Below are 18,956 nucleotides of genomic sequence, written 5' to 3' on the forward strand. Positions count from 1 at the left end.
ATTGACTACTGAGGAAAAACTTCAGAATTTTTATAATCATTCCCTGGACAGTGCAAACCGTGAAGCAGAACGTGTGATCGGCGATCACCAGAAAGCTCTGGATAAGATCTTCGAGGAGCATAAAGCAACCGCAAGACGTCAGGCAGAAGAAGAAGTTGCTGCCGAGACCGAGAAAGCAAAACGTGATGTCAACAAGACACTGTCTGCGGATCAGCTTCATATCAGACGGAAGCTGTCCCGTAAAAATCTGGAATTAAAAGAAAAACTGTTTAAAGAAGTTCGTGAAAAACTTACCGCTTATAAAAAGGATCCATCCTATGAGGAGTATCTGGAGCGCAAAATCCGCGAAGCCGTTACATTTGCCGGAAACGACAAACTGACCTTATATCTGGATCCGTCAGACGAAGCTCATAAGGCTTCCCTGGAGCAGAAACTCTCCGTAACCCTTACCATTTCGGCCATGCCGTTCCTTGGCGGCGTGCGCGCGGTCATTCCGGAGAAAAATATTCTGATCGATAATTCCTTCGAGACCCTTCTGAACGAAGAGCGGGAGAATTTCATCTTTCACGGAGGTGTAGAGCATGAATAAAACCGGAGTTATCTATGGAATCAACGGTCCGGTCGTATATCTGAAAGGAAACACCGGATTTAAAATGTCCGAGATGGTTTACGTTGGTAAAGAACGTCTGGTCGGCGAGGTTATTGCCCTGACAAAGGATACTACCACAGTACAGGTTTTCGAGGAAACCACAGGACTGAAACCAGGCGAAACAGTTACCGCATCCGGAGATGCCCTCTCTGTTACATTGGGACCTGGAATCCTGAACAACATTTTTGACGGTATTGAGCGTCCGCTGTCCGAGATTGCAAAGCAGTCCGGTAAATACATCAGCCGCGGCCTTACCGTAGATTCTCTGGATACAGAGAAAAAATGGGATGTCCATGTAACTGTTTCGGAAGGCGAAGAGCTGATGGGCGGCGCAATTATTGCAGAAACACAGGAAACCCGTTCCATCGTTCACAAATCGATGGTTCCGCCGGATGTCAACGGCACGGTTATCTGGGCTGCCAAAGACGGAAAGTACACCATCCTTGACCCGATTGTAAAACTGAAACTGGAAGACGGCACCGAAAAAGAGATCACACTGGCACAGAAATGGCCGATCCGTGTACCGCGTCCAACCCTGAAAAGATATCCGGCATCCGTTCCGCTGATCACAGGACAGCGTATCCTGGATACGATGTTCCCGATCGCAAAAGGCGGCACAGCAGCCATCCCTGGCGGATTCGGTACCGGAAAAACCATGACCCAGCACCAGATCGCAAAATGGTCTGATGCCGATATCATCATCTATATCGGATGTGGAGAGCGTGGAAACGAGATGACACAGGTTCTGGAGGAGTTCCAGGAACTGATCGACCCGAAGAGCGGCAACCCGCTGATGGACCGTACCACCCTGATCGCCAACACATCCAACATGCCTGTTGCAGCCCGTGAGGCATCTCTGTATTCCGGCCTGACACTGGCTGAGTATTACCGCGATATGGGCTATGATGTAGCAATCATGGCAGACTCCACATCCCGTTGGGCAGAGGCACTCCGTGAGCTGTCCGGCCGTCTGGAGGAAATGCCTGCCGAGGAAGGTTTCCCGGCATATCTGGCATCCCGTCTGTCCGCTTTCTATGAGCGTGCCGGCATGATGCAGACCCTTTGCGGCGCAGAGGGAAGCGTATCCATCATCGGAGCTGTATCTCCGCAGGGTGGTGACTTCTCCGAGCCTGTTACCATGAACACCAAACGTTTCGTCCGCTGCTTCTGGGGACTGGACAAATCTCTGGCTTACGCCCGTCATTTCCCGGCGATCCACTGGCTGACGAGTTACAGTGAATACCTGCAGGATCTGTCGCCGTGGTACAAAGATCACGTAAACAAAAACTTTGTAGATATGCGGAACCAGTTAATGGGAATCCTGAACTCCGAGAGCTCCCTGATGGAAATTGTAAAACTGATCGGTAGCGATGTTCTTCCGGATGACCAGAAGCTGACCCTGGAAATCGCCAGAGTTATTCGACTGGGCTTCCTGCAGCAGAACGCATTCCATCCGGATGACACCTGCGTATCTCTGGAAAAACAGTACAAGATGATGGAAGTTATTCTTTATCTGTACAAGAAATCCAAAGCGCTCGTGACGATGGGCATGCCAATGTCCGTACTGAAAGAGGACAAGATCTTCGACCGCGTCGTTTCTATTAAATACGATGTACCGAATGACCGTCTGGATCTGTTTGACACATACAAAAAAGATATCGACACCTTCTACGATAAGGTACTCGAGAAGAATGGTTAAGGAGGGAATTCATCATGGCAATTGAATATTTAGGCCTTAGTGAGGTCAATGGCCCTCTGGTTGTTCTGGAAGGTGTAAAAAATGCTTCCTACGAGGAAATCGTAGAATTTACCGTAGACGGCAATGAGAAAAAACTGGGACGTATCGTTGCTGTATACGAAGATAAAGCCGTTATTCAGGTATTTGAGGGAACTTCGAGCATGTCTCTTACCAATACCCATACCCGTCTGACCGGACATCCGATGGAGATCGGACTTTCCGAGGAAATTCTGGGACGTACCTTTGACGGTATCGGAAAACCGATCGACCGCATGGGACCGATTGACGCAGAGGTAAGAAGAAACGTCAACGGCCTGCCGCTGAACCCGGTTACCCGTAAATACCCAAGAAACTATATCCATACCGGTATTTCTGCAATCGACGGTCTGACCACCCTGATTCGTGGCCAGAAGCTGCCGATCTTCTCCGGAAACGGACTTCCGCACGACCAGCTGGCAGCACAGATCGTACAGCAGGCATCCCTTGGAGATTCCGATGAGAAGTTTGCAATCGTATTTGCCGCTATGGGTGTTAAATACGACGTAGCAGAGTTCTTCCGCCGGACCTTTGAGGAAAGCGGTGTATCTGACCACGTTGTTATGTTCCTGAACCTGGCAAACGACCCGGTTGTAGAGCGTCTGATCACCCCGAAGGTAGCACTGACAGCTGCCGAGTACCTTGCATTCGAGAAAGGCATGCATATCCTGGTTATCCTGACCGATATCACATCCTTCTGCGAGGCTATGCGTGAGGTTTCCTCCTCCCGTGGAGAGATTCCTTCCCGTAAAGGTTATCCTGGATACCTGTACAGTGAGCTGGCTACGCTGTATGAGCGCGCCGGAATCGTACAGGGCGTAGAGGGATCCGTAACACAGATTCCGATCCTGACCATGCCAAACGATGATATCACGCACCCGATCCCTGACCTGACCGGTTACATCACCGAGGGTCAGATCGTACTGGACCGCCAGCTTCACGGCCAGTCTATTTACCCGCCAATCAGCGTACTGCCGAGTCTTTCCCGTCTGATGAAGGACGGTATCGGTGAGGGCTACACAAGAGCCGATCATCAGGACGTAGCGAACCAGCTGTTCTCCTGCTATGCAAAGGTAGGAGATGCGCGTTCCCTGGCATCCGTTATCGGTGAGGATGAGCTTTCTCCGATCGATAAACAGTACCTGGTATTCGGTAATGAATTCGAGCATGAATTCATCGGCCAGGGAATGGATGAAAACCGTTCCATGGAAGATACACTGAACAAGGCATGGGAGCTTCTTGGACTGCTTCCGAGAGAAGAGCTCGACCGTGTCAACACCAAGGTTCTGGATCAGTATTATCATCCGACCACCATTGATGCAGTAGCAAAAGCAAAGGCAGAAGCCGATGCCATGAATGAGTAAGCGAGAGGAGTGAGATCGGAATGGACCCGAATACCTTTCCTACCAAGGGAAACCTGATTCTTGCAAAGAACTCTCTGAAACTTGCCCACATGGGTTACGAGCTGATGGACAAGAAGCGGAATATTCTGATCCGCGAGCTCATGGGCCTGATCGATGAGGCAAAAGACATTCAGCGTCAGATCGATGTGACATTCCGCGAGGCTTATGCGGCACTGCAGATTGCGAACATGGAAATCGGTATCACCAACGTACAGACCGTGTCCTATACCGTTCCGGTGGAGGAATCCATCCGGATCAAGACAAGGAGTATCATGGGCGTGGAAATTCCGCTGGTAGAGGCTGATCCGTCCGGACAGGCCCCAACGTATGCTTACTACAGCACGAAGGAGTCCCTGGATCAGGCAAGACAGGCCTTTGAAAAAGTAAAAGACCTGACCTTAAACCTTTCCATGATTGAGAACTCGGCATACCGCCTTGCTGCGGCAATCAAGAAAACACAGAAGCGCGCCAACGCGCTGAAGAACATCACGATTCCGCATTACACCCAGCTGTCCAAGGATATCGCGGACGCACTGGAGGAGAAGGAGCGCGAGGAGTTCACACGACTGAAGGTCATCAAACAGAGAAAGAACAAGGCAAGCTGATAAGGCTTTCCCGGAATAGAGATGAAAAACCCGCTTGGGCCGCGAAGAGATTTGCGGTGCCGGGCGGGTTTTTATGTGTCATACAAAAAATATGTTTTTGGCTGTACTTTTTGTGCAAAAATTTTATAAAAATTTTCTATCTTTTTAAAACGGTCTTTGTTATAATACGTAAGGCGATTGTAAAGAAAAGTTAAAATTTTGTAAGCTGTAATGCTTTTTGGAGGCAGGAAGATGAAACACAAGAAACAGAAAAAAACGAAAAAAGCAGGGCGCATTCTGCTGGCTGTGTTTGCAGTGGTGATCGGAACGCTTGGCGTGCTGCTGTTTACGTCCGAGCGCTGGATGCGGAAAACATGGCCGAATCTGAGCATGGAAGAGCTTGTTTACCAGTTAAAGGCCCCGATTGCCGGAACCAGCCATGATCTTCTGATGAGTTATGTCTGCTCAAGTGCGCTGATCGCAGCGGCAGCACTCATCCTTCTGATTCTGGTCAGCATTTTTCTTCGGGAAAAACGCAAAGCCCATGTGGCGTTCGGGATGATCTGTATCGCGGCAGGAGCCGCCAGCATCGTCTATTCCATCAATGACGTGTGGGCAGCACTGGACGTAAAAGATTATCTGAAAAATCAGAGCACGTACAATACCGTGGTAGAAGACAACTACGTAGATCCGGACCGCGTGAATATCACGTTCCCGGAACAGAAACGAAATCTGATCTATCTCTATCTGGAATCCATGGAGAGCACCTACGCAGACAAAGCCTCCGGCGGAGCATTCGATAAAAACTATATCCCAGAGCTGACCCAGCTTGCCGCAGACAACATCAGTTTTTCCAATTCGGAGCTGCTCGGCGGCGGCCAGCCTACCGTAAACGCAACCTGGACCATTGCCGGAATTTTCGCACAGACCTCCGGTCTGCCTCTCAGCATCGGAATCCAGCGAAATGAGATGGCATATCAGGCCAGCTTCTTCCCGGAAATCAATACCCTGGGTGATGTCCTGGCGGATGAAGGCTACAAGCAGTATTTCTTCATCGGTTCAATCGGACAGTTCGGCGGCCGGGAAGAGTACTTTAAAGAGCACGGCGACTACGAAGTAGACGATTACAACTGGGCTATGGAAAAAGGCCTGATCCCGGAAGGATATTACGAATGGTGGGGCTATGAGGATGAAAAACTCTTTTCCTTTGCCAAAGACCGCCTGACCGAAATCGCAGCAGAGGGAGAGCCGTTCAACTTCACCATGCTGACCGCAGACACCCATTTTGAGGATGGATATCCGTGTGAGCTCTGCGATGAAGAAAACGACGGTGACAACCAGTACGGAATGGTTCTGCACTGCTCCAGCAAGCAGGTCACCGAGTTCGTTTCCTGGATTCAGCAGCAGGATTTCTACGAGAACACAACGATCGTAATTTCTGGCGACCATCTGACGATGGATTCCGATTTCTGTGAGAACATTGATCCGGACTACACCAGAACCGTATACAACGTGATCATCAACTCTCCGATCCAGCCGCAGCAGGAGAAAAACAGAAGTTTCACCACCATGGACATGTTCCCGACCACCATCGCAAGTCTCGGAGCTACCATTGAGGGTGACCGCCTCGGTCTTGGAACAAACCTGTTTTCAGGTGAACAGACGCTTGCAGAGAAGCTGACTTTCGACCAGCTCAATGATGATCTCTCCCAGAAATCCAAATTCTTCGAAAAAATGGAAGAGCAGGTAACCTCCATCTGGACCAAAACCGATGAGGGCTGGAAGTTCTACATCGAAGACGAAGACCGCTGGGCCAAAAGCGAATGGGTTTCCCTGAACCCGCACCGCTATGCAAACGACACCGAGCAGAGATACTACATTGACGCAAACGGCTACGCCGTAAAAGGATGGAAACTGATCGACGGAAAATGGTATTACTTCTCCACACAGGGCAGCTACCGCCTCCTCGAAGGACCGTGCGACGAACCGTTTGAGGTGGATGAATCGCAGTATTCTTAAAAAATAAAAAAGAGAAGGATTTTCGGCAGCAAAAAGCCGGGAATCCTTCTTTTTTTAATGCAGAATTGTGCCGCTCCGCCTTTTGGCGGAATTTTCTGCATTTTTTGGTACAAAACGTATAAAGATTGTGAAATAAATAATTATCAATTGAATCATCTTACAAAACATGGTAAAATATGGCTATCAATCGGCGGACAAAGCGGAAAAAGAAAGGGGATTTTAAAACAATGGGTTACAAATCAGACATTGAAATTGCACAGGAATGTACCATGCAGCCGATCACAGCGATCGCAGAAAAAGCAGGTATTGATGACAAATATCTGGAGCAGTACGGAAAGTACAAAGCAAAAATTGATTACAACCTGTTAAAAGACACCAATGCGGAGGATGGAAAACTGATCCTCGTTACAGCCATCAACCCGACACCGGCAGGAGAAGGAAAAACAACAACTTCTGTAGGTCTGGTAGACGGACTTTCCAGAATCGGTAAAAAAGCAATGGTTGCACTTCGCGAGCCATCTCTTGGACCGGTCTTCGGTGTAAAAGGCGGAGCAGCAGGCGGCGGATACGCACAGGTTGTTCCAATGGAAGATATCAACCTTCACTTCACCGGTGACTTCCATGCAATCGGTGCAGCAAACAACCTGCTGGCAGCTATGATCGACAACCACATTTTCCAGGGCAACGCTCTGAATATCGATCCGAGAAAGATCACCTGGAAACGATGCGTAGATATGAATGACCGTCAGCTTCGAAGCGTTGTAGACGGCCTTGGCGGAAAAACAAACGGAATGCCGAGAGAAGACGGCTACGATATCACCGTAGCATCTGAGATCATGGCAGTTCTGTGTCTGGCAAGCGACATCTCAGATCTGAAAGAAAGACTTTCCAAGATCATCATCGGATATACCTACGGAAAAGTAGCAGAGCAGAAACCGGTAACAGCAGGAGATCTGCATGCGCAGGGCGCTATGGCAGCACTCTTGAAGGATGCCCTGAAACCAAACCTGGTACAGACTCTGGAAGGAACTCCGGCTATCGTTCACGGCGGACCATTCGCAAACATCGCACACGGCTGCAACTCTGTAACAGCAACCAAAATGTGCCTGAAATTAGCAGATTACACTATCACAGAGGCAGGCTTCGGTGCTGACCTTGGTGCTGAGAAATTCCTCGACATCAAATGCCGTATGGCGGGCCTGAAACCGAATGCAGTTGTAGTCGTAGCAACTGTTCGTGCCCTGAAATACAACGGCGGCGTTCCGAAAGCAGAACTGAACGGCGAGAACCTGGAAGCTCTGGAGAAAGGTATGCCGAACCTTCTGAAACATGTAAGCAATATCACAAACGTATACAAACTGCCTTGCGTTGTTGCAATCAATGCATTCCCGACCGATACCGAAGCAGAACTGAAGCTGGTTGAGGAGAAATGTAAAGAGCTCGGCGTTAACGTTGTTCTGTCCGAGGTATGGGCAAAAGGCGGCGAGGGCGGCGTAGCCCTGGCAGAAGAAGTTGTCCGTCTTTGCGAGCAGCCGAACGATTTCACCTATGCATACGATCTGGAAGGCTCCATCGAAGAGAAACTGAACGCCATCGTTCAGAAGATCTACGGCGGAAGCAGAGTTGTCCTGACCGCAAATGCACAGAAACAGGCAAAACAGTTAGAGGCTCTCGGATTTGGCAACTGCCCGATCTGTATGGCAAAAACCCAGTACAGCCTGACCGATGATCAGACCAAACTCGGCGCACCGACCGGATTCGAAGTTACCGTACGTAACCTGAAAATCTCCGCAGGTGCAGGCTTCATCGTAGCCCTGACCGGTGACATCATGACCATGCCAGGTCTGCCGAAAGTTCCGGCAGCAGAGCGTATCGATGTAGACGCTACTGGAAAGATTACAGGACTGTTCTAATAACACAGGATATTGTCTTGAAAAGACAGAATAGAGCATGAAATAAAACACAGAAAAAAGAGACATTCCTTCGTGAATGTCTCTTTTTTTACGTTTTTATTGCAAAATATTACAAAAGATAATATAATTTCTAATGATAACATGGAGAGAAAAGCAGATATAATATAGTAAGGGAGTTACTTACCAATGACATCGAAGAAAAAATTGAGAAGTCTTCTGGGCGGTACACTTTTTATGGTGCTGATGCTCAGCGTACATCCGACGACTGTTTCCGCGAGTGCTGTGGGGAGCAGCACGGTGATGGACCAGTCTGTGGAGACAGAGGATCAGCAGAGCGGGATACAGAGTGAAACGCAGACACAGGCTTCACAGGACAGCGTTGCTGCTGTGCGGGCCAGTCAGAATGGCTGGGTTAAGGCAGGCGACGGCGGCTGGTATTTTTATGAGAACGGACAGCTGAAAACAGGATGGCTTTACCGGAATGGAAACTGGTACTGGCTGGATCCGGACCGGAACGGCCGCATGGCAGAAAACAGCTGGTTCACATACGATAATAATCTTTATTATGCCAAGGGAGACGGAGCAATCTATAAAAATGGTTTTCAGGAAGTAGATGGAAACCTCTATTATTTCCAGAGCTGGGGCGGCATTCAGAGAAATGTGTATCTCAGCATCAGCGGAAAAATGTACTATGTACAGGAAAATGGTATCGTTGCCCGTGGAATAGTCAGAACAATGAATGGACATGGTGATCTCTGCGCATTTGATGATACTACGGGAGCGCAGATCACACAAAAAGGCTGGCTGAAAAAAGGCACATCATATTATTGGGTAAGAGAAGACGGCGTCCTGCAGACCGGCTGGCTGCTGTACGATGATAACTGGTACTGGTTTGATGATAATGGTGTCATGATGGCATCCGGCTGGAAAGAAATCAACAACAATCTGTATTACTTCCAGAGCTGGGGCGGCATTTATAAAAACGGTTTCCAGAGCATCGGAGGAAACGAGTATTATTTCAGGAGCTGGGGTGGTGTATATCGAAACACCTTCTTTACCGTAAAAGGAAAAACCTACATAGCGCAGAATGACGGATCGATCTATCATGCCAGCCAGACCGGCTGGGTTCAGCTGGGAGATCAGACTTACTGGATCAATCAGGATGGTTCTGTTCAGACCGGCTGGCTGAAGCTGGAAGGCAAATGGTACTGGCTGAAAGCGGACGGCACACGTGCTGCATCTGAATGGATCACGTATGACAACAACCGATATTATTTCGACGGTGACGGTGTGATGTACACCGGAATGAAAGAGGTTGACGGAACAAGATATTATTTCCACAGCTGGGGCGGCGTTTACCATAACGAATCTTTTACCTGGCAGGGAAAGAAATACTGGGCAAAGGATGACGGAACCTTCTATACAGGTGTCTGCGATATCAATGGAAAGAAATACTATTTTCTGGAAGACGGCGAGCAGATTACAAAAGAGGGCTGGTATCTGACCAACGGAACGTATTACTGGATCAACAAGGATACGTCGCTTCAGACCGGCTGGGTGAAATATGACAACAACTGGTACTGGATGAAAGAAGACGGTACGATGGCATCGTCTGAATGGATCACCTACGACAAAAACCGCTACTATTTCCGAAGCTGGGGCGGCATGTACACCGGAATTCATACCATCGGCGGAACAAAATACGCATTCCAGAGCTGGGGCGGTCTGTACCATGATCAGACATTTACCATCGGCGGTAAAACATACTATGCCAATTCAGATGGAACATTTGCCACCGGCTGGGTGCAGAACGGCGGAAAAACGTATTATTTCGATAAGGACGGCACAAGCCATACGGGCTGGCTGCTTCTGGACGGAACGCATTACTGGATCAACGCCAATGGAACCAGAAGAGATGACGAGCTGTTTCAGTACGACGGAAACTATTATTATGTAGACAAAAACGGCGTTATGGCGACAAGCGGCTGGGTATACTGGGATTATAACTATTATTATCCGAGAAGCTGGGGCGGCATGTACAAGAATGCGTTTATTACCTATGATAATAACCTCTATTACCTTGGATCTGACTCGAAAATGGCAATCGGCTGGCAGTCGATTGGCGGAAATACATACTATTTCCGAAACTGGGGCGGCATGATAACCGGAAAACAGGTGATCGACGGAAAAACGTATGTGTTCGATGAGGACGGCAAGCTGGTACAGAGTCCGGACGGATTTGAACCGTCCGCGCAGATCGGTGTCCGCACCGTACGGAACTTTCTGAAAAATGCACTGCTTCCGCTTGGAAATACCCTGTATATCTGGGGAGGCGGCCACACAGACGCAGAGGCAGAGAGTTACGGCGTCAATGCGCAGTGGAAACAATTCTTCAATACACAGAATTCCACCTACAACTATTCCGATCATCTGTATGAGTACGGAAAAGGTCTTGACTGTTCCGGCTATGTCGGATGGACCGCACATCAGGTGACGAAAGAGTATGCAACGACAACCTCCACTGGAATGCCGGCCTACTTTGCAAGAAAAGGCTGGGGAACCTGCGTGACAGGCGATACGTCCCAGAAATTTACGCCGGGTGATGTGGTCAGCAAGAGCGGTCATGTCTGGATTGTCATTGGCCAGTGCTCGGACGGCAGCGTGGTTGTCATTCATGCGACACCGCCGTATATTCAGCTTGGCGGAACCGTTTCTTCAACAGGAAGTATTAACAGTGAAGCTATTGAGCTGGCAAATGAATACATGAAAATGTATTATCCGGTTGCGTATGAGCGGTATGGTGTAAAAGTTCTTGACCGGTCCTATCTGACCGGTGTGAATCATTTCACCTGGAGCAGCAGTATCTTAAGTGACAGTGAAGGCTACCGCAGGAAGAAACCGGCAGAAATCCTGAACGATCTGTTCCAGTAAAATATCTTCTATAAAAAATAAGAGAGAATACAAAAAAACTTTGTAGTTCGTGTATTCTCTCTTTCTTTTTGCGCTGGAATTGTCTATACTAGAAGGTGCGTGAAAGACGCAGATCAGAAATACAAAAGAAAAAATCTGGAAAATAAAAATACAAGGGGAGTAAACATGCGAAAGAGCTGGAAATGGGCGCTCTGTCTTGGCGTAGTGTCGTTGCTGCTGCTGGGCGGCTGCGGAAAAGAAAAGACGGAACCAGTGGATCTGGTGCTGGTAACCGACGGCAGTGAGGTAGCTTCCGATGCCGTGTATCAGTCAGCATGGAACGGTCTTGCGCAGTATGGAGACGAGAGCGGTCTGAAATATGAAGCAAGTGTTCCGGCAGGACGGACAACAGAGGACTATGAAAACACCATCAAAGAGGCGGCGCAGAAGGGAGCATCCGTTATCGTCTGTGCCGGAACGAGCATGAGCCGCGCCGTTTACGATGCACAGCGCGACTGGAAGGATGTCCGTTTTCTGCTGCTGGAGGCAGAACCGGTCAGTGAGAGCGGCCGCAGCCGTCTCCGCGGAAATACAGAAAGCCTGGAAATTGATGCATCAGAGGCCGGCTACCTGGCAGGCTATGCGGCAGTACAGGCCGGCTACACGCACCTGGGCTATATCGGACAGAAAAACGAAGAGAACGGAACAAAGTATGGGACAGGTTATGCACTCGGTGCAGAGGCGGCCGCTGCGGATCTGGGACTTGGAGAAAACAGCATCACGCTGGATTATACGTATCGGAAAAGCAGCAGCGTATCACCGTCGTATTTGGAAAAAATCAAAAGCTGGTACGGTGAGAGCGGACAGATTCTCTTCTCGGACGGTGCATCGTATCAGAATGTACTTGGCGCAGCAGCATCTGCGGCAGGCGGAGCACTGATCGCAAACGGCGGCGTGGAGGAGTACGCCAATGCCGTGTTGAAAGTACGTCTGGATTATGGAACTGCAGTTTACAATGCGTTAAAAGGAATGAAACAAAAGGATTTTGAAGGCGGGAAAATTGTAACGCGCGGCGTGACCGATCAGGAAATCAGTCTGGAATGGAATCAGGATGCGGTGCCGTCTTTTACAGAGGATCAGTACCGGGCACTCTGTGCGAAATTCTCCGCAGAGGACTTTTCAATCCCCGACGGCGATGCGCTTTCCTCGCCGGATCAATACAAATTGAGTTGTGTGAGTGTACAGAAGGTAAAATAACATGTATCGTTACTGTTCACGAATTGTTTACAAAAAGGCGGGATATTTTTCCTTGCATCCATTTGTGAATTGTGATATTATGTAAAAGAATTGGGAAAAATATTTCAAAATTGTTACAGAATAATTGAATTTCTAAGAAACAGGTAAAACTGGAAACAGAAATCCTACATACAACGAATCAATTTGGGAGTGAAAGAATGAGAAAAAAATTTCTTGCCTTAAGTTTAGCAGTGATCGTAAGTGCAGCTCAGGTAATGACAGTAAGCGCCTCCAAACAGGAGAAGTTACAGCAGCAGCAGGCAGCACAGGCCGAGACCAGCGCACAGCTTGACAACGCAAAAGCAGAAATCGACGATCTGGAAACTAAAAAGAATCAGATTACCGGCGAGATTGATGACCTGGACGCACAGCTTGTCGTAACCATGGCATCCGTTGAAAATCTGAAAAATGAAATTGCAGAGAAACAGACTGAGATTGAAGATACTCAGAAAAAATTAAGTGACGCACAGGCAGAAGAGGACGAGCAGTACGAGCAGATGAAAAAACGTATCAAATTCCTCTATGAAAGCGGCGGAGACAACGGCTGGGCAGCACTGATTCTGGAAGGAAAAGATTTAAGCAGCATCCTGAACCAGGCTGAGTACACCCAGAAATTATACAAATACGACAGAGAGTGCCTGCAGGAGTACATGGATCTGGTACAGCAGGTAACGGATTACAGCAATCAGCTCGCAGACGAGAAAGCAGACCTGGAAGCCAGCGAGGCAGAGCAGGAAGCACAGCAGCAGTCCCTCGAGGAAATGCTCGAGCAGAAGAAAGCCGTTTCCGATGACTACGAGAACCAGATTGCAGACCTGAATGACATGGCTGCACAGTACAACGCAGTCCTGGCAGAACAGAACGCAAAGATCCAGCAGATTCAGGAAGAGATTGCAGCCGAAGAAGCAGCGAAAGCCGCTGAGGAAGCAAGAAAAGCAGAAGAGGCACGTCAGGCAGCAGAAGCAGCCGAGGCAGCGCGCCAGGCAGAAGCTGCAAGACAGGCAGAAGCAGCCGCAAGCAGTGCTGCAAATAATGCAACAACGGCAGACAACACACCGTCCAGCACAGGAAGCTCCACCACGACAACAACACCGTCTAACGGAGGAAGCTCTTACGATGATTCTTCGTCCAGCGATACCAGCAGCTCGGATGATTCCAGCAGCTCCAGCAGCACCGGAAGCGCAACCGGAAGTGCCATCGTATCCTATGCAACACAGTTTATTGGAAATCCATACGTATGGGGCGGCACAAGCCTTACCAACGGAGCTGACTGCTCTGGTTTTATCATGAGCGTTTACGCACACTTCGGATACGACCTTCCGCATTCCTCCAGTGCACTGCGTGGTGTAGGACGCGGTGTATCTTATGCCGAGGCTCAGCCGGGCGATATTATCTGCTACAGCGGCCACGTAGCCATCTACATCGGCGGCGGTGCAATCGTACACGCAAGCAATGAGCGCGACGGTATCAAGATCAGCAGCAACGCAGCGTATACCACGATTCTTGCGGTAAGACGTGTGGTTTAAAAAGGAATTACATAGTAAGAATTTTCAGATCCCGGGAGAGAAAAATCCCGGGATCTTTTGCGTTTTGCTTAAAATTGAGTGCATTCGCGTTAAAACTGTGATATACTAAAGCACATCGGAGATACAAGGGCGTATTGACCAACAGAAGGTCAGTACGCCCTTTTGCTTGTTAGGAAGAAGGGAGAATCGTTATGAAACTGGAAAATTATTTTCGTCGTTTCGGTATTCGGAACGGATCTGGTGCGGAAAGTAGCGTCAGTGCTGTCCATCTGCATTATCGCCGGTCTGCTGATCGTCTACGTCCCGAACATCATCGCCGGAGCCGGAAAGATCGGCGATACTGTAAACGCCATGAAAACCGCAGACCTCCCATTCGGCAAAGCCCTGTACGCCGCATTCCTCTACGGAACCTTCCAGCTTGCTAATGTCGCAGTCTTCGTCCAGCATGCCAAATCCTTCGAAAAACCGCAGGATGCCGGAAAGAGCATGGCAGTCGGTGCCGTATTAAATGCCCTTCTGATGATCATGGTCGTCCTCGGAATCATGACCGTATACCAGAACCCGGAAATGAGCCAGCAGAGCGTCCCGACATTATTTATGGTTCAGCAGGGCGTCGGCAGTAAATTCATGACACCGCTGATTTCCGTACTGATCATCCTCGGTGCCGTATCCACAGCCGTCAACATGGTTGCCGCCATGGTCAAACGAATCCACGCTGGTCTCGCTGAACGAAGCAGCAGAACAGAAACCGCAGGCAAAATCAGCCGCACCCAGATCCTCGCCGCCCTCGCTTGCTGCATCGCAGACTTCCTCATCGCACAGTTTGGTCTGCTGACGCTGATCCAGAAGGCGTACAGCATCCTGGCATACCTGGCAATCCCGGTCATCTTGGTGCCGTACGTGGTGCACATGGCGGTGATGCGGTTTGATACGAAAAAATAGAAAAGAACAATAAAAAATTTGTAACAAAAATTTACACCGCAGAAAGAGAGATTTGCTTCTGGAGAATGGAAGTATTTCGCAGACAGCAGAAAAAAGAAGATTCATGCAGAGCAGACGTGAGTCATAAAGAAATGACATGCGTCTGCCTTTTTTCTGTGCGTCTGGCAGAGTATGTGTCGGTGACAAAGCAGAAAACAGGAACTCTTCTTTGGGACTCGATTGTGCCGTCAAAATATGGTATACTGCAAAAAGGATCAAAAAGCGGATATTGATATTTCACGGGAGGGGAAGAAGATGAAAAATGCACCGGCTTATGTGAAGGTTTACAGCAGACTGAAAAACGAGATCAATAAGGGAACATATCCTGTCGGGGGATTTCTGCCGAAGGAGTGTGAACTGGAGAAAATCTATCAGGTCAGCCGTACTACGGTACGGAATGCAGTAAAGATACTGGTGCAGGAGGGACTGGTTGAGGTTCGCCAGGGTTCTGGAACGAGGGTGCTGAATCATAAGGCAATTCAGAATTATAACAAGGTCACATCGGTCACGGAATCCCTGATGAAAAAAGGATATCGGGTAACGACGTCAGATATGATGATCGACATCATTTCGGCGGACAAACAGCTCGCCGATGAACTGGAAATTCCGGAGGGAACCAGCGTGGCGAGGATTCAGCGGCTGCAGCTTGCGGATGAAGAGCCTGTTACGCTGATGGAAAATTATATCGAATATGCGAAAGTCCCTGGCATCGAAGCGTATGAGAATCAGTTTTAGCGCTGTATCAGTTTCTGGAGGAGAAATTCGGCTTGCAGATTGATGAGACACGAGACAGAATTTCAGCGAAATCCGCGACCTTTATGGAAGCCCAGGTTCTGAAAACGGAGCCGAAGGATGCGCTTCTTGTGGTGCACAGAGTCACCTACTGGCAGAACCGGCCGGTGAGCATTGACCATGTGCGGATCATCGGAAGCAAGTACGAGGTGGAGATTTCGGGAAAAGGACGGAGTAAATGAGCGATGAGACAGAAGAACAGAAGAAACTGATGCGGCAGATTGATATCAGCTGTGTACAGGCATTTCATACAATGGATGAAATTGATGCGATGGTGGAGCTGGCAAAGAAATATCGTCTGGCTGCTGTGTTTACCTTGCCGGCGTTCAGCGCCCATGTGGCAGAACGGCTGCAGGACACCAGAGAAATCCATGCGGGAGGCGTGGTAAGCTTTCCGGGCGGCGGAGATACGACCGGACAGAAGAAGCGGCAGGCAAAAGAACTGTGGGAGGCTGGCTGCCGGGAAATCGACATGGTGATGAATCTTACGGCATTCAGAAGCCACGAATTTTCTTATGTAAAAGAAGAACTTCTGGCCATCCGGGAGCAGGTGCCTTCGGCGATTTTTAAGGTGATTATCGAGGCACCGCAGCTGACGGAGCAGGAAATCTGCCAGGCAGTGGATCTGTGTGTGAAAGGCCGTGCGGATTATGTAAAGACGAGCACCGGATGGTATCCCGGCTGTCCTTCCACCGTGGAGCAGGTTCGAATCATGAGCCGTGAAGCCGCCGGTCGCATTCAGATCAAGGCCGCCGGTGGAATCCGCAGTCTGGAAACTATACAGGAAATGCAGAAAGCCGGCTGCAGCCGTTTCGGTATGGGAATGCGGTCGGTGCAGAATTTGATAAAAAGTATCTATAAGTAATCTATTGTGCAAAAGCTATAAAAAAGTCACGGAATATTCTACGGCATTCCGTGACTTTTCTGTTGAATTAGTAACCTATTAGTGATATATTCGAACCATAGGAATCGATAAATCATTAACAATCTGAAAGGAGAGCAAAAGATATGAAAGGTTATGCAATGCTGAAAATCGGTGAATCCGGATGGATCGAGAAAGAACGCCCGAAATGCGGGCCGATGGATGCCATTTGCCGTCCACTGGCAGTTGCCATCTGCACATCAGATGTCCACACTTTATGGGAAGGGGCCATCGGTGACCGTCATAACATGATTCTGGGCCATGAGTGCTGTGCAGAGGTTGTGGAAGTCGGAGAGCTCGTAAAAGATTTCAAACCGGGAGACCGGGTTCTTGTGCCGGCCATCACTCCGGACTGGAATTCTCTGGAAGCACAGGCTGGTTATTCCATGCACTCCGGCGGAATGCTGGCAGGCTGGAAATTCTCCAACTTCAAAGATGGTGTCTTTTCTGAATTCTTTCATGTAAATGATGCCGATGGAAACCTTGCGCTGCTTCCGAAAAATATCAATGTTGTCGACGCGTGCATGCTTTCCGATATGGTGCCGACCGGATTCCACGGCGTAGAGCTTGCCGATGTACAGTTTGGTGATACAGTTCTTGTCATCGGAATCGGACCAGTTGGTCTGATGTCGGTAGCCGGAACGAATATGCGCGGCGCATCGAGAATCATTGCTGTCGGAACGAGACCGGTCTGCGTAGAAGCGGCAAAAAAATACGGCGCAACGGATTTTGTCAGCTACAAGAACGGACCGATTTTCCAGCAGGTACTTGATATGACAGATGGAAAAGGTGTTGATAAAGTAGTCATCGCCGGCGGTGGTGTAGAAACCTTTGCAGAAGCAGTAAAATGCCTGAAACCGGGCGGAAAGATCGGAAATGTAAACTATCTTGGATCCGGTGACAACATTGATATTCCGCGTGTAGAGTGGGGCGTTGGAATGGGTCACAAACAGATTAACGGAGGCCTGATGCCTGGCGGAAGACTCCGCATGGAAAAACTGGGAGCTCTTGTTTCGGCAGGCAAGCTGGATGTCAGCCCGCTGTCCACGCATGTGTTTGATGGATGGGATCATCTGGAAGAAGCATTGTTCCTGATGAGAGATAAACCGAAGGATTTAATCAAACCAGTCGTTAAATTGGCTGACTGATGATTTGAAAATTTGACTGAAAAAGGAAACGTATGAAAATATTGATCGTATCCGGCTTTTTGGGCGCGGGAAAAACAACATTTATCAAACGGCTGGCCAGGAACGTCGATCAGCGGTTTGCCATACTGGAAAATGAATATGGAGCCGCAGGAATCGACGGCGCACGTCTTGGCCAGAACCGGCAGGGAACGCAGAAAAATGTATGGGAAATGACAGAGCAGTGCATCTGCTGCATCGGGAAAAAGGATTTTGCAGCATCCGTGCTGACCATTGCCAATGTGGTAGACCCGGAATACCTGATCGTAGAACCGACAGGCGTCGGAAGTCTCGCCCGGATTATAGAAAATCTGCGTCAGATCGAGTACGAGAGAATTCAGCTTCTCTCGCCGGTCACTATTGTGGATGTTTACAGTTACCGCCGCTATATGGCGGAATATCCCGAGCTGTATCAGGATCAGATCCGAAGCGCGGATACGATCATTGTTTCCAAAACAGAAGCATGCCAGGCGGAAGAAAAACAGCGCATCCAGAAATTTCTGCAGGAAATTAACTCGCAGGCAAAAATCATCACGGATTATGCATCCACGATGACACGGGAAGATTACCAGAGCTTGCTGCTGGGCAGCCGGTATGAGAAAAAAGTACAGGATACGCAGAGCGGCGAAAAGATGCCGGAGACCTTCTCCTTCGAAAATATCCGAATGGAGGCACCGGAAACCCTGTGGTGTTTTCTGGAACAGATCATTCGCGGAGCGTTTGGAAATATCATCCGTGCAAAAGGACAGTTCGCAGCCGGAGACCAGTTTCTCCAATTTGATGTCGCCGATCACCGCTACAGCATCACCGGCACAGAACAGAAAAACGCCGGCCAGGCTGTGTTTATCGGAAACGATATGAACGAAGATGCGATCCGGCAGTATTTTAAGAAATGCGCCGGAAACCAGAAAATGAAATATGCTGCCCGTCATGTATCATAAAGTAAATAGGAAAAAGAGATTGCGGAGTCCTGCCAAAACAGGGTTTCGCAATTTTGGTTTTT

At 49.0% G+C, this 18,956-nt stretch carries 15 protein-coding genes; all 15 read left to right on the forward strand.

The features are described from left to right. Position 1 precedes the first annotated feature (1 nt). Positions 2-589: a V-type ATP synthase subunit E gene (locus DXA55_RS12485; RefSeq protein ID WP_055220230.1), complete on the forward strand. Its 588-nt coding sequence runs from the start codon at positions 2-4 to the stop codon at positions 587-589. Then, positions 582-2,348, forward strand: coding sequence for a V-type ATP synthase subunit A (locus DXA55_RS12490; protein ID WP_022461685.1), 1,767 nt, complete (start codon positions 582-584; stop codon positions 2,346-2,348). The genes DXA55_RS12485 and DXA55_RS12490 overlap by 8 nt, the downstream gene beginning before the upstream one ends. 14 nt (positions 2,349-2,362) lie before the next feature. Then, positions 2,363-3,787 (forward strand): V-type ATP synthase subunit B, encoded by a 1,425-nt coding sequence (locus tag DXA55_RS12495; protein WP_022461684.1) that lies wholly within the window; start codon positions 2,363-2,365, stop codon positions 3,785-3,787. A gap of 20 nt (positions 3,788-3,807) precedes the next feature. After that, positions 3,808-4,431 (forward strand): V-type ATP synthase subunit D, encoded by a 624-nt coding sequence (locus DXA55_RS12500; protein ID WP_022461683.1) that lies wholly within the window; start codon positions 3,808-3,810, stop codon positions 4,429-4,431. A 231-nt stretch (positions 4,432-4,662) separates the two neighbouring features. Continuing rightward, complete coding sequence (locus tag DXA55_RS12505) at positions 4,663-6,429, forward strand: sulfatase-like hydrolase/transferase (RefSeq protein WP_117814357.1); 1,767 nt, start codon at positions 4,663-4,665, stop codon at positions 6,427-6,429. Between the two features lie 227 nt (positions 6,430-6,656). After that, positions 6,657-8,342 (forward strand): formate--tetrahydrofolate ligase, encoded by a 1,686-nt coding sequence (locus DXA55_RS12510; RefSeq protein ID WP_055220232.1) that lies wholly within the window; start codon positions 6,657-6,659, stop codon positions 8,340-8,342. 186 nt (positions 8,343-8,528) lie between these two features. Beyond that, the gene (locus DXA55_RS12515; RefSeq protein WP_117814358.1) at positions 8,529-11,273 is read left to right on the forward strand and encodes an N-acetylmuramoyl-L-alanine amidase family protein; all 2,745 of its coding nucleotides are present in this window, start codon (positions 8,529-8,531) and stop codon (positions 11,271-11,273) included. A gap of 165 nt (positions 11,274-11,438) precedes the next feature. Then, positions 11,439-12,509: a BMP family ABC transporter substrate-binding protein gene (locus DXA55_RS12520; RefSeq protein ID WP_147342023.1), complete on the forward strand. Its 1,071-nt coding sequence runs from the start codon at positions 11,439-11,441 to the stop codon at positions 12,507-12,509. A gap of 197 nt (positions 12,510-12,706) precedes the next feature. Continuing rightward, complete coding sequence (locus DXA55_RS12525; protein ID WP_022461678.1) at positions 12,707-14,074, forward strand: C40 family peptidase; 1,368 nt, start codon at positions 12,707-12,709, stop codon at positions 14,072-14,074. Between the two features lie 240 nt (positions 14,075-14,314). Then, positions 14,315-15,016, forward strand: a complete 702-nt coding sequence (locus DXA55_RS12530) for a membrane protein (RefSeq protein WP_022461677.1) — start codon at positions 14,315-14,317, stop codon at positions 15,014-15,016. A 294-nt stretch (positions 15,017-15,310) separates the two neighbouring features. Continuing rightward, the gene (locus DXA55_RS12540) at positions 15,311-15,790 is read left to right on the forward strand and encodes a GntR family transcriptional regulator (RefSeq protein ID WP_278309022.1); all 480 of its coding nucleotides are present in this window, start codon (positions 15,311-15,313) and stop codon (positions 15,788-15,790) included. Positions 15,791-15,804: 14 nt separating this feature from the next. Next, positions 15,805-16,029, forward strand: a complete 225-nt coding sequence (locus DXA55_RS18125; RefSeq protein WP_330415267.1) for a UTRA domain-containing protein — start codon at positions 15,805-15,807, stop codon at positions 16,027-16,029. Further along, positions 16,026-16,712 carry a deoxyribose-phosphate aldolase gene (gene deoC / locus DXA55_RS12545; protein ID WP_022461675.1) on the forward strand — a complete coding sequence of 229 codons (687 nt, stop codon included), beginning with the start codon at positions 16,026-16,028 and terminating at the stop codon, positions 16,710-16,712. The genes DXA55_RS18125 and deoC overlap by 4 nt, the downstream gene beginning before the upstream one ends. Before the next feature lie 143 nt (positions 16,713-16,855). Beyond that, complete coding sequence (locus DXA55_RS12550; RefSeq protein ID WP_022461674.1) at positions 16,856-17,917, forward strand: NAD(P)-dependent alcohol dehydrogenase; 1,062 nt, start codon at positions 16,856-16,858, stop codon at positions 17,915-17,917. Between the two features lie 32 nt (positions 17,918-17,949). Continuing rightward, entirely contained in the window at positions 17,950-18,894 is a 945-nt protein-coding gene (locus DXA55_RS12555; RefSeq protein ID WP_022461673.1) for a CobW family GTP-binding protein, read from the forward strand. Positions 18,895-18,956: the final 62 nt, after the last annotated feature.

The organism is Blautia sp. OF03-13 (assembly GCF_003460685.1).
Classification (GTDB): domain Bacteria; phylum Bacillota; class Clostridia; order Lachnospirales; family Lachnospiraceae; genus Fusicatenibacter; species Fusicatenibacter saccharivorans.

What these genes read in the sequence shown, in the direction of transcription:
- DXA55_RS12490 (WP_022461685.1), top strand. Translation starts at nt 582, where the DNA reads ATGAATAAAACCGGAGTTATCTATGGAATCAACGGTCCGGTCGTATAT.
- DXA55_RS12495 (WP_022461684.1), top strand. Translation starts at nt 2,363, where the DNA reads ATGGCAATTGAATATTTAGGCCTTAGTGAGGTCAATGGCCCTCTGGTT.
- DXA55_RS12500 (WP_022461683.1), top strand. Translation starts at nt 3,808, where the DNA reads ATGGACCCGAATACCTTTCCTACCAAGGGAAACCTGATTCTTGCAAAG.
- DXA55_RS12505 (WP_117814357.1), top strand. Translation starts at nt 4,663, where the DNA reads ATGAAACACAAGAAACAGAAAAAAACGAAAAAAGCAGGGCGCATTCTG.
- DXA55_RS12510 (WP_055220232.1), top strand. Translation starts at nt 6,657, where the DNA reads ATGGGTTACAAATCAGACATTGAAATTGCACAGGAATGTACCATGCAG.
- DXA55_RS12515 (WP_117814358.1), top strand. Translation starts at nt 8,529, where the DNA reads ATGACATCGAAGAAAAAATTGAGAAGTCTTCTGGGCGGTACACTTTTT.
- DXA55_RS12520 (WP_147342023.1), top strand. Translation starts at nt 11,439, where the DNA reads ATGCGAAAGAGCTGGAAATGGGCGCTCTGTCTTGGCGTAGTGTCGTTG.
- DXA55_RS12525 (WP_022461678.1), top strand. Translation starts at nt 12,707, where the DNA reads ATGAGAAAAAAATTTCTTGCCTTAAGTTTAGCAGTGATCGTAAGTGCA.
- DXA55_RS12540 (WP_278309022.1), top strand. Translation starts at nt 15,311, where the DNA reads ATGAAAAATGCACCGGCTTATGTGAAGGTTTACAGCAGACTGAAAAAC.
- deoC (WP_022461675.1), top strand. Translation starts at nt 16,026, where the DNA reads ATGAGCGATGAGACAGAAGAACAGAAGAAACTGATGCGGCAGATTGAT.
- DXA55_RS12550 (WP_022461674.1), top strand. Translation starts at nt 16,856, where the DNA reads ATGAAAGGTTATGCAATGCTGAAAATCGGTGAATCCGGATGGATCGAG.
- DXA55_RS12555 (WP_022461673.1), top strand. Translation starts at nt 17,950, where the DNA reads ATGAAAATATTGATCGTATCCGGCTTTTTGGGCGCGGGAAAAACAACA.